Origin of the sequence: Jannaschia halovivens, from assembly GCF_046452375.1 — a bacterium.
Taxonomy (GTDB): Bacteria; Pseudomonadota; Alphaproteobacteria; order Rhodobacterales; family Rhodobacteraceae; genus Jannaschia; species Jannaschia halovivens.
On the sequence record NZ_JBKFDJ010000002.1, the window covers coordinates 1 to 14976 of the forward strand.

Consider the following 14976-nt stretch of genomic DNA (forward strand, 5'->3'; position numbering starts at 1 on the left):
GTGGTGCCCCAGAGCGAGACAGTCGCCGAACCAGTCAGGGCATCCTTCAGGATGATATGTCGCTGATTCAGCCCTTGTCTGACTTACTGGAACGCCTCAACTCCAGCCCTGACAAATCGTCGTGATTAAAGTCGTGGCTGCTAGCCAGTGAGTGATTTGTGTAGTGCCGCAGAGCAAGTCATTCGCCGAACCAGTCAGGAACGTCGGTAATAGTAACAATGTTGGAACCAAAAGGAGTTATATACCTTTCGGACCATACTAAACTATGAATAAGGAGCCTCTTACTGACAATGATCCCGAACCTTGAGTTCGATTTGCGCACCCGTCGGTGATCCAACCCTCGCCAGCGATCGAACTTTATCGCGCCGGGTGATAATGTGTTTCGTATGGGAGTTCGAAAAGTGGCGCACTTGCCGGGCTTACCCGAGTCACATTTCGACAGATTATCAAACTGTACGACAGTGTGACTCCTAGCCGACCCACTCGGTCTATGTCGCGGGCTTAACGTTTTACCTACCGTCGGAGGCTTTAAGATGTCTGCTCTGACTTCTGGCGGTCTCGTGTCGTTTATCGAACTGCATTGGACTTGCGGACCCGGCGTGCACACAACGTAGCTGTTTCACAAAAATGTTGCATCGCAGCTAGTGATGTGGAACCCTTTCCATAGTTCAGTCAGGATATTCCAATGTCCAATCGATCTAGGTCCAGAATTGACCCCTCGTCTGAAACGATTCGGAAACGAAAATCGAGGCTTGAAGAGCTTGCGGAAATTCAGCCGCTAAAGCCAAAAGAATCCAAGTATCAGCTGGAACTCGGTAACAAGAAAATTGGCTTTAACAGTGAATACTATTCTGCTGTGTTCGCCTGGAATATTCCACCGGCGGCTACATGTCCGGGTCGATCAAATTGGTGCATTGAAAACTGCTATAACGGGGATGATCGCCCAGATACCTATGATTTGAAAACTTGGCGACAAAATTGGTGGGGCGCGACGAATGAACCAGAGGTCGTTAAGGAGGCCATCGTCAGTCAGCTTAGGGGCTATGAAGACCCCACAGCTCTGCGAATACATTCATCAGGTGATTTTTTTTCAAACGCTTATATTCAGCTTTGGTGTGACATCGTAAATAGGTGTCCTAGAACATCCTTTTGGGCCTATACACGCTCTTGGACGGAATGTGACTTGAAGAGTGATCTGGAAGTTCTCAGATCACGAAACAACATGCAACTCTTCGCGTCTTGGGATGAGACTATGCCCGCTCCTCCAGATGACTGGAGAGTATCTGTCGTGGATGCAGCACCTATTGGGCGCAAGCGAGCCCTTCTAGACTGTCCGGAGCAGTATGATCTATCAAGAGAGATAAATTGCGCTAGCTGTCGTTATTGCTTGTTAGAAAAATCCGGAGACGTATTTTTTGCCTTACACTAAATTGATAGATCATCGTCCATTTTTGGTAATTCAAGGATCTTCGGGTTCCGGAAAGTCTACGTTGACAAGAGAAATAGCTCGCTCAAATGACTATCAAAGACCTATTTCGTACACTACTCGCGCACGGCGCAACGCTGAAGATGATGAAGAGTATGCGTTTTTAAGCACAGATGACTTTTTGGCGCTCTTTGGAAGAAAGTTTGACTACTATGATGAGTTTTCGCAAAACCTTTATGCTATGGACCGTCAGTCCATTATGGACTTGCTTGATATGGGGATTATTCCAGTCAAAGAAATATCGCTTGAGAACATCAATAAATTAGAGTTGAGATATGATTGCACCCCTCTAGTAGTTCAGTTACGTGGGGCCTTCCAACATCGCGAAGGTAGGTCGAGTACTAAAACCCTTGAGACTGTTCCTTATGTTTCGATTAGTTTTGATCCATCACTATCGGAAACTTCAGACCTAGCCAATTACGTACGAGCTTGGGTCGGACTTTTGGAGAAGTTTACTCAGATTCACGGTGGTCAGGTTTGGGACGAACTTTGGAATGATGACCAAAAGAACCTGGAGGGCTACAACAAGGTTGCGCCCTACTTTACAGACGAGCAGCGAGTGACAACTCATGCGTTTCATCAAATTAGTAGTAACTTCTGGAAGAGCGTATTGGAGTCTATTTCAGGAACTGTCTTAGAAGTTGGCCCTGGTCGAGGATGGCTCCGACAAAACTTTAATTGGAATGATATAGCTTATCAAGCAGTTGAGATTTCCGACTCAATGGTAGCGCTTAACTCAGATGCGGCATTAATTTCAGTTTGTCCACTTCAGATGCTTAAAGAGAGTGATAACACATTTGATGGAATTTTGGGCTCTCTAATTGATCCTTGTCTATCGCCTCCAAACTTGATGCATTCATTTAGGTTGTTGAAACCTGGAGGTTGCTTTGCAGGAACTGTACCGGCTCTAGAGTGGTCGGCAGCGTTGCGCCCTGAAAGGGGCTTTTCTAGTACTGAGACAGTTTTTCCAACACCAGATGGCAAAGCTTACGTAACTTCATACTGTTTTGAAAAAACTGGGATTGAGGAGCTTTTATCAATTGCCGGGTTCAATAATATTGATGTGGTTCCACTCAAATTATCGGAGCTAGCTATGAAGACCGTTCCGCCTGACATCGAAATTGTACTAGAGAAAGTAGGTCCTGACACACCTATTTTGTATGCTTGGAGGGCGTCAAAATGACCAACGTCTTTGAAACCTTTTCGGATGCATATAGTTCTGTCGTTGCAGAAGTAATGAAAATGGGGCTTCGCTGTGAGCCAGTTATTGATAACACTTCTGTCGGATCACAGTTCGGAGAAAAGTTTAGAGAAACAAAAGAAATAGTCGGTCACCAATTTACGGTTAGGCAGCCTCGAAGTAGATCTGTATGTTCACCTGTGCGAGAAGTTAGCGATACCTTCTGTCGGGCGAATTTTGTGTGGACCCTGACAGGTGGAAGCGATGTCGAAGGGGTGAGCTTTTACAACCCGCGTGGTCGTGTCTTCGCGAAGAAATCTGCTTTCTATGAAGCAGCGTTTGGCGCTAGACTTTTCTATCCCTTTCAGCAGTTCAGACTAGTTGAGGAGCGTCTCCGAAAGGATCCTGCATCAAGAAGAGGCCTGGCAATGATCTACATACCTGAAGATACACAGGTAGATAAATTGGATACACCATGCGCGGCATATCTTCACTTCATGATCCGCGACAACAGGCTCATATGTATTTGCAATATGAGATCACAGTCCGCTTTAATGGTCCTTCCATATGATTTTCATCTGTTTACGTTAATCCAGGAGTGTTTGGCTGTTCGACTAGAGCTTGAACTGGGTGAGATCATTTATACTTCAAATTCATTCCATATTTACAGTGATGAGTTCTCACACGCCGAGGATTTTCTGTCATCAGGATGCGAAGCCAAGCCGATAGATCCTCATATGCAGCATGCAGATGATGACACAATCAAAGCCTTGATCGCTGAAGAGCAACGAATTAGACTTCTGTCAGAGTATGACTCGAAGGGTTCGACTGCTTTGGATGAGTACTGGGAGCGCTTCCTGGAACCCCTTCGGAAGTTTTGCTCCTCCATTTGATTTACCCCAGAAAACGAGTACTCTAGAAATATGAGTGATCAAAAAGAGTTCCAACTAGTAAAATTTACAAACCGACCGACGGGTGAAATCGTTCGAGACGTGCTTGCTTTGCACAGGATGTGGAAATCTGGTGCTCTCGGCGGCGAGCATATGCCCGAAGATGTACACCCTGACTTGCCAGCTGATAGCCCTTTGCTCTTGCACTATTTGACACTAGGCATGTGTTTGAATTACCAGAGAAATTCCTATAAACTATGGGAGGCATGCACTTCAGCATATGACACTGAAGCGGATAGATGGGTATTTGACCCTATGGTGGTTTGCTCATCGGGAGAAGATCAGCTTAGGGAAGTACTAGTTCGACATCGGATTGCACTGCAACCCAATAAACATGTAGGAAATTGGTATCGTCTTTGTGGTGGGATTGTCCAGTTTGGTGATGGAGATGTGCGAAACATTCTCAAGCAGAACAGCTACGACATTGATTTAGTTCGTTCGTTTATCCAAGAGAATCGTAAGTTTTTCCCCTATCTTGCAGGGAACAAGATCTGCAACTACTGGCTGTATGTTCTTTGGCAATACACGTCTCTCCCAATTTCTAACAAGGAAGCCTTGACCGTCGCACCTGATACGCACGTTATAAACGCTTCAGTACGTCTTGGTCTGCTTAGCATTGATGACGCTGCGGCTAGTAACGCTCAGGAAAGGTGCGTTTTGGCTTGGGACGATATCTTAAAAAACACCTCATTTGCGCCGATAGATATTCACACGCCGCTTTGGCTCTGGAGCAGGCTAAAGTTTCCAAGTATCGACGTCAGCCTCACTAAAGACAGGTGACCACGATGGTTATCGTTCATAGTGAGCAAGACAACTCTTTTTCAACGAAATGACCATCAGGTACTTTACTCAATTGTGAACCTATCTCGAGCCTGTACCTACTTATTCTAGTATAAGTCTTTGGTTCAATACTGCCCGGGGCAGAACGGAACCACGGACATGAGGAGTGCTGCCTACCTCGATCCCGTAAGTTAATAGTCTCTTGTGAGCCTAAAACGAGCCTAAGAGCGGCCCTATTGTATGCTAAGCCTCAGAATTTAGTGGTGCCCCCACACGGACTCGAACCGCGGACCTACTGATTACAAATCAGTTGCTCTACCAGCTGAGCTATAGGGGCACTGACGCTCATCTAGCGGCGTTGGCGCGGGCCAGCAAGAGGACCGCGACCAAGCCGACGAGGGTGATGACCAAGGCTGCCGGGGCCGCGGCTTCGAGGCGCTCCAGCGACGCCTGGTCGTGGACCCGTGTGGCCAGCGTGTCGAACCCGAAGGGCCGCAGCAGAAGCGTGGCGGGCAGCTCCTTTACCGCATCGACGAAGACGAGGAGCAGCGCCATCGCCACCGAGCCGCGCATCAGCGGGAGGTGGACCGCGCGGAGCGTGCCGCCCGGTCCGCGCCCGAGCGACCGGGCCGCCAGCGGGAGCGAGGGCGGGATGCGGCCTAGTGCGGCATCCGCCGCCCCCTGCCCGATCGCGAAGAAACGAACCGTGTAGGCGAAGACCAGCGCGCCGATGCCTCCGGTCAGGATCAACCCCGGATCGTGGCCGGTCACGGCGAGGATCGCGTCGGCCACGCGGTTGTCGAGCGCGGCGAGCGGGATCAGCACCCCGAGGCCCAGCACCGCGCCGGGGGCGGCGTATCCGACCCCCGTGATCGGCATCAGGAGACGGGGCACGGTGCGCCCCGCCATCCGCACGCCGTAGACCATGAAGAGGGCCAGCCCCACGGTCAGAAGGGCGGCCGAGCCCGCGACGAGGACGGTGTTCGCGACGGCCTCGGCCAGACCGGGGGCCAGCCAGTTCTCGGTCCGGGTGAGCGCGTGCCACGCCATGACGCCCGCGGGGAATGCGAAGCCTGCGGTGAAGGGCAGAAGGCAGGCCAACGTCGCGACCCAACCCGCCTTGCGCGCCATGGCGGTCCGCGTCACGGGGCGCTGTGCACGGGCGGCCTGCCAGAAGCGTCGGCGGCGGCGGGAGGCGCGTTCGATCGCGACGAGCCCCGCGATCAGCACGAGGATCACGCAGGCGATCTGGGCCGCGCCGCCCGCGTTCCCGCCCGAAAGCCAGACCGAGAAGATCCCCGTCGTCAGCGTCTGGACCCCGAAGAAATCGACCGTGCCGAAGTCGTTGACCGCCTCCATCATGGCGACGGCGGTGCCCGCGGCGACGGCGGGCCGGGCGAGCGGCAGGCCGACGCGCAGGAACCGCGCCCAAGGGCCCGCCCCCAGTGCACGGGCAACCTCGAACCCCGCGCCCGATTGCTCGGAGAAGGCGGCGCGGGCCAAGAGGTACACGTAGGGATAGAGCGACAGCCCGATGACCAAGATCGCCGCCGGCATCGAGCGGATATCGGGAAAGGCGTAGTCGGCGGCACTGGTCCAGCCCATCGCGCCCCGAAGCGCGGTCTGGACGGGCCCTGCGTAATCGAGGAAATCGACCAGCGCATAGGCCCCGACATAGGCCGGGATTGCGAGCGGCATCAGGAGCGCCCAGGACAGCCAGCCGCGGCCCGGAAACTCGTGCATCGCGACGAGCCACGCGGTCCCCGTCCCGATCACCGCCGCGAGGATGCCGACGCCCGTCATCAGGACCAGCGTATTGCCCAGATAGCGCGGCAACACGGTCGACATGAGGTGCGGCCAGATGTTGTCCGTCGGATTGAAGGCCAGCCAGACGACCGCGAGGATCGGCACCATCACCAGCGCGGCCACGAGCAGTGCGCCGACCGACCACGGGTCGGGCCGATACCAGCGGAGCGGTGGAACCTGAGCGTTTCCGTCGGACATGGGATCGGGCCTAGGCCATTGCCGTTTGCCTGTCCAGCGGGGCACGGCTATCGTCCCGCCGATCGCAGCGGAAGGACGTCGGCCCCTTGGACATCGCCATACATCTCGGTGCGCATTGCACCGATGACGACCTCCTTCTGAAGACGCTGGCCCGGAATGCCGATGCTCTGGCCGCGGAGGGGGTCGTGGTGCCCTCGGCCGGGCGGGTGCGCCCCGCGATCCGCAAGGCGATGCAGGCGCGCGGCGGCAGCCTCATGCCCGGAGGCGGCCAGACCTTGGTCGACGAATTGCTGAACGGGGTCGCGGACCCCGACGGGACCCGCCGTATGGTGCTGAGCTACGAGGGCTTTCTCGGGACCTATGCCACGGTGCTGGCGGGCACGACGCTCTATGCCGACGCGGGTCGACGGGCCGAGACGCTGCGCGATCTCTTTCCGGGGCATTCGGTCGCGTTCTTCATCGCCATCCGCAATCCCGCGACCTTCGTGCCCGCGCTGTTCGAGGCGTCGAGCGTCGAGACGTTCGAGGCCTTCATCGCGGGTCAGGACCTGTCGCGCATGACGTGGTCCACCCCGCTCGCGGCCATTCGCGACGCCTGTCCCGAGGTGCCGCTGACGGTTTGGTGCAACGAGGACCTGCCGCTTCTCTGGCCCGAGATCCTGCGCGAGACCGCCGAAGTCGAGACCCCGCTCGACGGAGAGGACGCGATCCTGCGCGACGTGATGACGGCGACCGGATTTCACCGCCTCGAAACCTATCTTCGCGACAATCCCGCACCCGATCTTTCGACCCATCGCAAGGTCATGACGGCGTTCCTGGGCAAATATGCCGACGAGGCGAAGATCGACCAGGAGATCGCCCTGCCCGGCTGGTCCGAGGAGATGATCGCGGGTCTCTCGGCACTCTACGAGGCCGACCTCGAGCGCATCCGGGCCCGAGACGACATCGCCTTCATCCAGCCCTAGGCCGCGCGGGCGGCGTATACCCGGTGCACGGGCCGCGCGCCAAGCCCTGCTCAGGTCATTCCGAGCGCTTCCTTGTACATATCGAGCACGGCTTCTTCCTCGGCGATATCGTCGGGCTCGCGCTTCCGCAGCGCGATGACCTTGCGCATCACCTTGGTGTCGTAGCCGCGCCCCTTAGCCTCGGCATAGACCTCCTTGGACTGCTCGGCGATGTCCTTCTTTTCCTGCTCCAGACGCTCGATCCGCTCGATGAACTGGCGCAGCTCGTCGGCGGTGACGCGGTAGGTGTCGGTGGGTCCGTCGTCGACGACTTTAAGGTCGGCCATGGGGTCTGCTCCTCTTGTCCTGCTCGGATGCCTTCGGTAGCGCCCGGGACGGAATGATGCAACGCGGGAGGATGCGGCATGGCGGCCTTGGTCTGGATCGGAGCGGCGCTGGCGGTCACCGGGCTCGTGGGGCTCGGATGGTGCATCGCCGTGGCCCTGCGCGCCCGCCGCGAGGGGCTCGAAGGCGCAGCGATGGAGGCGCGGCTGCGCAAGCTCGTGGCGCTCAACCTCGGCGCGCTCGCGATCTCGACCATCGGCCTGATGATGGTGGTCCTGGGCGTCTTCCTGACGTGACGGAGGCCGACCCGCCCGCCCGGTGATGTCATTTGACAAGGCGGGCGTGCTTCGGCCAGACTTCACCTGCGACGTCAGACACCGCAACGGACCGAACGATGACACCGACCGAACGACCGCTCCAGGGGCGGACCATCCTGCTCGTCGAGGACGAGTTCCTGATCCAGATGGACCTGCAGATGCAGCTCGAGGATGCGGGCGCGACGGTGCTCGCGGCCAGCACCGTCTCCGAGGCCCGCGCCTGCGCCGATCAGGTCGTCGATGCCGCGGTGCTCGACGTGCGGCTGGCCGATGGCGACATCTTTCCCGCCGCCGACCGTCTGGCCGAGCGTGGCATCCCCATCGTGTTCCATTCCGGCCATGCCGATCCGCGCGCGATGGGCCACGCCTATCCCGGTTCGATCACCCTGTCGAAGCCCTCGGCCGAGGGCGCGCTTCCGATGGCGCTGGCGCGGCTGACGCCCGTCCGGCGGGCCAGCGCGGCGGGCTAGGCCGTCAGCCCGATAGCGGCGCGGGCGGTACCGCCTCGCCCCGGTCGAACGCCTCCCATCCCGCGCCGTCGAACACATCCACCCCGAGCTGCGCCAGGACGTGCGGAAAATCGACCATCACCCAGTTGTCGACGATCTTGCCGTCCACCACCTTCCAGAAATCCATGTACCGGATCTCGACCCGTTTGCCGGTGGGTTCCACGCCCATGAACGTTCCGCGATGGGTCGCTTCCTGCCGCCCGAACGCCGCGGCCCATTCGCCCATGTAGAGCCGCGCCTCGTCGATGCAGACCTTGTCGCCGAAGGCCGCCTGGAACGGCGCCTGCCAGTTGGCCTGGAATTCCCGCAGCCCGGTCTTCGTGCCGCACCCCCAGTTGCCCATCCAGCGGAACGTCTCCGAGAAGAATTCGCCGATATCGGCGATGCGGTGGTCGTTGAGGCCGTCGACCATGCCCTCGATCACGGCGCGGGTGGCCTCGGTCTTCGACAGGTCCGTGTCGCGGGTCAGGATCGCCTGTTCGGGGCGGGCTCCGGTCATCTCTCATCCTTTCAGGGCGTGGGCGACCATCCGGGCCGCGCGGTATCCGATCATGATCGAGGGGGCGTTCGTGTTGGCGGAGGTGATGCGCGGCATGACCGACGCATCCGCGACCCAAAGGCCGTCCACACCCCGCACCGCCAGCGCCGCATCCGTCACCGCGCCGATCGCGCAGGTGCCAACGGGGTGATAGGCCGTGCCTGCGCGGGAGTCGATATGGGCATCGAGGGCCGCGTCGTCGTCGCCGGTGGCCGGGAACACCTCCGGCGCAGCCCGCCGACCGAAGGGGGCGGCGGTCAGCAGGGCGCGAAGCCTGCGCAGGCCCGCCCGCAGTGTCGCCCGGTCCCGATCGTCCGACAGAAGCCCGAGGTCGATGACGGGCTGCCCCGACGCGTCCAGCGTCAAACGCCCGCGTGACCGCGGCTGCATCACGCAGACATCGGCGTAGTAGCCGGCCCCCCAGCCGATGGCCCGGCCCCCATGGCCGAGGCGGGCGGGGATGAAGTGCACCTGCACGTCCGGGTCCGCCCCGCCGGCGGTCGACAGGAAGGCCCCCGCCTCGACGGTATTCGACGCGAGCGGCCCCGTCCCGCGCAACGCCCAGCGCAGCGGTGCCGCGGCCCAGCCGGGCAGCTGCGCCAGCGTCAGGCCGCGCCCGGACCCCCGCCCCTCGTGGTGGACGGCGATGGCGGGGTGGTCGTGCAGGTTCGCGCCGACGCCCGGCAGGTCGGCGACCGCGCCGCCCGGCCCGATCCCGGACCGTAGCAGTAGCGTAGGCGAGCCGATCGCCCCGGCTGAAAGGACCACGCCCGCACGCGCCGCGATGCGCGTCCCGTCCGCCAGCACCGCGCCCGTCGCGCGGCCGTCCACGACCGTGAGGCGCTCGACCGCGCGGCCGGTCAGCACGGTGACGCGCGCGCCCGTGAGGAAGGCATCGACCGGCGAACGCCGCCGTCCCCGCTCGAGATTGCAGGTGAACGGCCCCGCCGAGACACGCTCGGGCGTCGGCGGGCCGGGATGCACCTGCGCCAGCGCGGCACTCAGCGGGTGGGGATCGGCGATGGGAGCGGGGCGCATCGCGGCCTCGACTGCATCGAAGGCAGGTGCGACATCGCTCCACGACCAACCCGGCCCCCAATGGCCGTAGTCATCCGCACGGCCCCGGAACCAGACCATCGAGTTGATCGAGGCCGAGCCGCCCAGCATCCGGCCCCGCGGGATCGCCACGCGGCGCCCGCCGAGCGAAGCCTGCGGCGCCGAGCGAAACGCCCAGTCCCGGCGCGACCCCATCAGCGCCACGAGACCGAACGGCATCCGCACGAAGGGGTGGCGGTCGCTCGGACCCGCTTCGACGATGGCGATGGAAAGCCCCGGCGACAGGCGCGAAAGCTCGCCCGCGAGCGTGGCGCCCGCGGCCCCGCCGCCCAGGACGAGGACGTCGAATTCAACCGTGGACACGCTCGCCGGTCTTGGAATCGAAGAGATGGCAGATCGAGGCAGGCACATGGGCGGCGAAGGGCGCCTTGATGGTGGTGCGGAACTCCTTCGGGGCCTTCACCGCAACCAAGCCGCCGCCCGCACGCACGGTCACCATCGTCGAGTCGCCCAGAAGCTCCATCGAGTAGACGGGCGCCGACAGCTCGCCCCCGGTCTCGGCCACCGAGGCGTCTTCGGCGCGGAAGCCGCAGGTCACCGGCCCCTTGATGCCCGGAAAGCCGGGGATCTCGATGCCCGGCGCCTGGAACACGCCGTCGATCACGTCGCCCTCCATCAGGTTCATCGCGGGGCTGCCGATAAAGCCCGCGACAAAGGTATTGGCGGGGTTGTCGTAGATATCGGTCGGGGTGCCGACCTGCTGGACGATCCCGGCCTTCATAACGACCACGCGGTCGGCCAGCGTCATCGCCTCGATCTGGTCGTGGGTGACGTAGATTGTCGTGACCTGAAGCTCGTGGCTGAGATTCTTGATCTGTGCCCGCGTCGAGACGCGCAGCTTGGCGTCGAGGTTCGACAGGGGCTCGTCCATCAGGAAGACCTTCGGCGTCCGCACGATGGCGCGGGCCAGCGCCACGCGCTGCCGCTGGCCACCCGACAGGGCGGCGGGCTTGCGATGCAGGAAGTCGTCCAGCTCGACCATGGCCGAGGCGCGGCGCACCCGCTCGTCATGCTCGGCCTCGGGGATCTTGCGGACCTTCAGCGGGAATCGGATGTTCTCGTAGACGTCCATGTTCGGGTAGAGCCCGTAGGACTGGAACACCATCGCGACATCCCGGTCCTTGGGGTCGAGGTCGTTCACCCGCGCGCCGTCGATGACGATATCGCCCGAGGTCGGATCCTCCAGCCCGGCGATCATCCGCATCGTCGTCGTCTTGCCGCAGCCCGAGGGCCCCAGCAGGACCAGGAACTCCCGATCCCGGATATCGAGGTCGAATTCGTGAACCCCCACGAAGTCGCCCCAGCGCTTCGTGACCTGCTTGAGTTTGATCTCGGCCATGACGTCCCCCGGACTTGTCTGACGATCACCCTAGACAGGCGAACACCCCTGCGGCAAGCATTTTGCAATCGTATGCAAAGAGGCCTCGATGATCCCCTATCCCGCCGCCGACCGACACGCCGCCCTCGCGACGCTCGAGAGATTGACCCGAGGCGACGACACGGCGGTCGCGTCGGACGCGCAGGCCGAAGCGGGGGCGCCCTTCAGTCAACTGGACGCGGCGGGGGTCGTCGATCTCTTCGCGCAGCTTCGCCGCGCGCTCCCCGATCTCGAACGGCGCGATGACATCTTCCTTGCCGGTGCCAATCACGAAGATGACAGTTGGACCGAGCCACGTCCCGAGCGCATCGTGGCCTGTTGCGGCAGCTATGTCGGCACGTTCCGCGAACCCTTTGCGGGCATCCCGCCCACGGGCGGCGTCGTCTCCCTCAATTACGGCGAGGCCCATGCCATCGAGGACGGTCGCGTCCGCGCGTCGTGGCTCGTCTGGGACATCGCCCAACTGATGATGCAGGCGGGGGTCTGGCCGATGTCGCCCCCGCTCGGCGCGCCGTTCCACTGGCCCGCGCCCCGCGGCGGCGAAGGTGTCCGCCTGACCCCGGCCGAGGAGGTCGGAAGCCTCGACCGCGTCCTCGACATGCATGCGGGGCTGAACGGGTTTCGCGGCGGCGATATCACGTCGATCCCGATGCACCACTGGCATCCCGACTTCATGTACTGGGCGGGCGGCAATATCGGCGCATGTCGCGGCGTCTCCGGGTTCCGGGCGCATCACCAGATCCCCTATCGACGCGCCTTCCCGCAGGCCCAGGGGGCCGGGCATTTCATCCGCGTCTCGGACGGGCCCTTCGCGGTCACCGGCGGCGATGTGGAGGTCGTGCATACGGGTGCGGACTATATGGGCATCGCGCCGACCGGCCGGACGCTGCGCTTCAGGGTAATGGACTTCTACCGCTTCGATGCGGACGGCCTGATCGCCGAAAACTGGCTGCCCAACGACACGATCGGGCTGATGGGGCAGATGGGCGTGGACGTGATGGGGCGGATGGCCCACCGCGCCGGCGCGCCGCGCACGAACCTCTAGGTCCAGCCGAGACCCAGCCGCACCAGATCGGGCACCATCGCCCCGTATCGCCGCCCCTGTTCGGGGTTCGACGCATTGCCCGCCGCCGCCCGCGCGCCCACGCCCGCGAGGATCGACGCCAGCCGGTAGGCCGAAAGGGGCAGCCACGCCTCCCAGTCATCGGGCGTGCTGTCGCTGACCCGCGCGAGGTGCTCCGCATCCGTCGGCAGCCCGAGGGCCGCGCGATCGACGCCGCCGAGCCCCCGGAGCGGGCCGTCATGGGGCAACTGCCACTGCATCACCTGATAGGCCGGGTCGGCGGTCGGGTGGCCGAGCGTCGACAGCTCCCAGTCGAGCAGGCCGATCACCCGCGGCTCGGTCGGGTGGAAGATCATGTTGTCCAGCCGGAAATCCCCGTGGACCAGCGTGGGCGGCGCGTCGGCGACCGCCCTGGCGGTCAACCAGTCGCCCAGCGCCTGCATCTCCGGGTCGGGCACCTCGACAGATGCGGCATAGGCCTTCGTCCAGATCGCGACCTGCCGCGCGAAGAACCCCTCGGCGCGCCCATAGGTCTCGAGACCCACGGCTGCTGGATCGACCCGCCCCAGCGCGGCCAGCACGTCCCCCATCGCGGCGTAGATCGCGCCCCGATCCGGCGCGTCCGGCAGCGCCGGATCCCAGAAGATGCGCCCGTCCAGATGCGCCATCACGAAGAAGGCGCGGCCCAGCGGGTTCTCCTCCTCGACCAGCAGGTGCATCGCAGGCACCGGCACCTCGGAGGCGGCCAGCGCGGCCATCACGCGGTACTCCCGCTCGATCATATGCGCCTTCGGCAGCAGCCGCCCCGGCGGCTTGGCGCGCAGCACCAACGGCCCGGCCTCGGTCTCCAGCGCCCATGTCGGGTTCGACTGGCCGGTGCCGAAGCGCCGCGCGCTTGTGATCCGGGGCCGCCCCGGCAGGCGGGCCGAAAGCCAGGGCGCAAGCGTGTCGGGCAAACCATCCATCCGCCGAGGGTTGCGCGCCGCGCGCGGCTTGGCAACTGTGCCCCGACGGGAGGATGATCCATGGACCTTGGACTGAGCGCGCGCGGGCGCGAGCTGCGCGACGCGGTGGCCGCGATGGTGCGGGACGAGATCGCGCCGATGGACGCCGAATACCACGCCGCCACCGGCGCGGACGGCGACCGCTGGCACCATGCGCCGCGCCAGACGGAGATCCTCGAGGGGCTGAAGGCCGAGGCGCGCGCGCGGGGCCTCTGGAACCTGTGGCAGACCCATCTCGACGGCGGGCCGGGCATCGGCACCGTCGACTACGCCTGGATCGCCGAGGAGATGGGGCGGTCCTGGCTGGCCCCCGAAATCTTCAACTGCAACGCGCCCGACACCGGCAACATGGAGGTCTTCGCCCGCTACGGCTCGGACGAGATGCGCGATCGCTGGCTAGCACCGCTGATGGCGGGCGAGATCCGCTCGGCCTACCTCATGACCGAGCCGCAGGTCGCCTCATCCGATGCCACAAACATCGAGATGCGCTGCGACCGCGACGGGGACGAATGGGTGCTGAACGGCGAGAAATGGTGGGCGACCGGCGCGGGCGATCCGCGCTGCGCGGTGCATATCGTACTCGCCCGCTCCGACCCCGACGGCCCCCGCCACGGCTCCCATTCCATGCTCGTCGTGCCCACCGCCACCCCCGGCGTCGAGATCCTGCGCGGCATGCAGGTCTTCGGCGACGACGAGGCGCCGCATGGCCACATGCATGTCCGCTACACCGACGTTCGCGTGCCCGCCGATGCGATGCTGCTCGGGCCGGGTCGCGGGTTCGAGATCGCGCAGGGCCGCCTCGGGCCGGGACGCATCCACCACTGCATGCGCGCGATCGGGATGGCCGAGAAGGCGCTGGCCCTCGCCGTCGCGCGCGGCGCGTCCCGCGTGGCCTTCGGCCGCGACCTCTTGGAGTTGGGCGGCAATGCCGAGCGCATCGCCGAGGCCCGCATGATGATCGACACCGCGCGCCTGACCACGCTGCGCGCAGCCGCCGAGATGGACGCCGCCCATCGCGACACCGGCGACATGAAGCGCGCCGCCCCCGCCATCAGCGCGGCCAAGGTGCTGGTCCCCCGCGTGGCCCAGGACGTCTGCGACATGGCGATCCAGCTCCACGGCGCCGCCGGCGTCAGCCAAGACACCGAGCTCGCCCGGCTCTACGGCCATATCCGCACGCTCCGGCTGGTCGACGGCCCGGACGCGGTGCATCTGCGGACGGTGTACCGGGCGGAGATGAAGGCGCGGGGGTTGAGATAGGAGGGGCGGAGGTCCGCTTTGAGCCCACTTTAACCACTTTCTGCGGTGTAGCTAAAGTCCGCGCTTAGGAAACACAATACAGCGCGCAGGCAACCCGCCTCG

At 62.5% G+C, this 14976-nt stretch carries 15 protein-coding genes and 1 tRNA gene; 9 read left to right on the top strand and 7 right to left on the bottom strand.

From position 1 onward, the window contains the following. Positions 1 to 685 precede the first annotated feature (685 nt). From ACK8OR_RS13220 to ACK8OR_RS13235, 4 genes are read left to right on the top strand one after another with little or no spacing between them, the layout of a single operon-like run. Positions 686 to 1429, top strand: coding sequence for a GP88 family protein (locus ACK8OR_RS13220; RefSeq protein ID WP_410189910.1), 744 nt, complete (start codon positions 686 to 688; stop codon positions 1427 to 1429). Continuing rightward, positions 1416 to 2669, top strand: a complete 1254-nt coding sequence (locus tag ACK8OR_RS13225) for a hypothetical protein (RefSeq protein ID WP_410189911.1) — start codon at positions 1416 to 1418, stop codon at positions 2667 to 2669. The genes ACK8OR_RS13220 and ACK8OR_RS13225 overlap by 14 nt, the downstream gene beginning before the upstream one ends. Continuing rightward, positions 2666 to 3559, top strand: a complete 894-nt coding sequence (locus ACK8OR_RS13230) for a thymidylate synthase (protein ID WP_410189912.1) — start codon at positions 2666 to 2668, stop codon at positions 3557 to 3559. Before ACK8OR_RS13225 ends, ACK8OR_RS13230 begins: the two co-directional genes overlap by 4 nt. A 30-nt stretch (positions 3560 to 3589) precedes the next feature. Beyond that, entirely contained in the window at positions 3590 to 4396 is an 807-nt protein-coding gene (locus ACK8OR_RS13235; protein ID WP_410189913.1) for a hypothetical protein, read from the top strand. Between the two features lie 261 nt (positions 4397 to 4657). On the opposite strand, the gene ACK8OR_RS13240 is transcribed toward ACK8OR_RS13235, so the two are convergent. Both ACK8OR_RS13240 and ACK8OR_RS13245 read right to left on the bottom strand, forming a co-directional pair. After that, positions 4658 to 4733, bottom strand: a tRNA-Thr gene (locus ACK8OR_RS13240). Between the two features lie 8 nt (positions 4734 to 4741). Beyond that, the gene (locus tag ACK8OR_RS13245; protein WP_410189914.1) at positions 4742 to 6400 is read right to left on the bottom strand and encodes an ABC transporter permease; all 1659 of its coding nucleotides are present in this window, start codon (positions 6398 to 6400) and stop codon (positions 4742 to 4744) included. Between the two features lie 86 nt (positions 6401 to 6486). On the opposite strand from ACK8OR_RS13245, the gene ACK8OR_RS13250 reads away from it, so the two are divergent. Further along, the gene (locus tag ACK8OR_RS13250; protein ID WP_410189915.1) at positions 6487 to 7365 is read left to right on the top strand and encodes a hypothetical protein; all 879 of its coding nucleotides are present in this window, start codon (positions 6487 to 6489) and stop codon (positions 7363 to 7365) included. 50 nt (positions 7366 to 7415) lie between these two features. Here ACK8OR_RS13250 and ACK8OR_RS13255 read toward each other — a convergent pair whose 3' ends face one another. After that, on the bottom strand, positions 7416 to 7691 hold the full coding sequence (locus ACK8OR_RS13255) for a DUF2312 domain-containing protein (RefSeq protein ID WP_298430668.1): 276 nt from the start codon (positions 7689 to 7691) through the stop codon (positions 7416 to 7418). A 78-nt stretch (positions 7692 to 7769) separates the two neighbouring features. Here ACK8OR_RS13255 and ACK8OR_RS13260 point away from each other — a divergent pair, with 78 nt between their 5' ends. Together ACK8OR_RS13260 and ACK8OR_RS13265 are read left to right on the top strand one after the other, a co-directional pair. Then, positions 7770 to 7985, top strand: coding sequence for a hypothetical protein (locus ACK8OR_RS13260; RefSeq protein ID WP_410189916.1), 216 nt, complete (start codon positions 7770 to 7772; stop codon positions 7983 to 7985). A gap of 98 nt (positions 7986 to 8083) precedes the next feature. Further along, the gene (locus ACK8OR_RS13265) at positions 8084 to 8476 is read left to right on the top strand and encodes a response regulator (protein ID WP_410189917.1); all 393 of its coding nucleotides are present in this window, start codon (positions 8084 to 8086) and stop codon (positions 8474 to 8476) included. A 4-nt stretch (positions 8477 to 8480) separates the two neighbouring features. Here the strand turns inward: ACK8OR_RS13265 and ACK8OR_RS13270 are convergent, their stop codons facing one another. Genes ACK8OR_RS13270 through ACK8OR_RS13280 form a run of 3 tightly spaced genes read right to left on the bottom strand, consistent with a single transcriptional unit; the run spans position 8481 to position 11508 of the window. Continuing rightward, positions 8481 to 9014: an ester cyclase gene (locus ACK8OR_RS13270; RefSeq protein ID WP_410189918.1), complete on the bottom strand. Its 534-nt coding sequence runs from the start codon at positions 9012 to 9014 to the stop codon at positions 8481 to 8483. Between the two features lie 3 nt (positions 9015 to 9017). Further along, positions 9018 to 10472 carry a GMC family oxidoreductase gene (locus ACK8OR_RS13275; RefSeq protein ID WP_410189919.1) on the bottom strand — a complete coding sequence of 485 codons (1455 nt, stop codon included), beginning with the start codon at positions 10470 to 10472 and terminating at the stop codon, positions 9018 to 9020. After that, a complete protein-coding gene (locus ACK8OR_RS13280) occupies positions 10459 to 11508 on the bottom strand; it encodes an ABC transporter ATP-binding protein (RefSeq protein ID WP_410189920.1) in 1050 nt (349 codons plus the stop codon). The genes ACK8OR_RS13275 and ACK8OR_RS13280 overlap by 14 nt, the downstream gene beginning before the upstream one ends. Before the next feature lie 88 nt (positions 11509 to 11596). Here ACK8OR_RS13280 and ACK8OR_RS13285 point away from each other — a divergent pair, with 88 nt between their 5' ends. Beyond that, positions 11597 to 12592 (top strand): ester cyclase, encoded by a 996-nt coding sequence (locus tag ACK8OR_RS13285; RefSeq protein WP_410189921.1) that lies wholly within the window; start codon positions 11597 to 11599, stop codon positions 12590 to 12592. Here ACK8OR_RS13285 and ACK8OR_RS13290 read toward each other — a convergent pair. Continuing rightward, the gene (locus ACK8OR_RS13290) at positions 12589 to 13566 is read right to left on the bottom strand and encodes a phosphotransferase family protein (RefSeq protein WP_410189922.1); all 978 of its coding nucleotides are present in this window, start codon (positions 13564 to 13566) and stop codon (positions 12589 to 12591) included. The two genes, ACK8OR_RS13285 and ACK8OR_RS13290, sit on opposite strands and share 4 nt — an antisense overlap. Before the next feature lie 69 nt (positions 13567 to 13635). Between ACK8OR_RS13290 and ACK8OR_RS13295 the strand changes: the two genes are divergently transcribed. Next, a complete protein-coding gene (locus ACK8OR_RS13295; protein WP_410189923.1) occupies positions 13636 to 14874 on the top strand; it encodes an acyl-CoA dehydrogenase family protein in 1239 nt (412 codons plus the stop codon). Positions 14875 to 14976 lie beyond the last annotated feature (102 nt).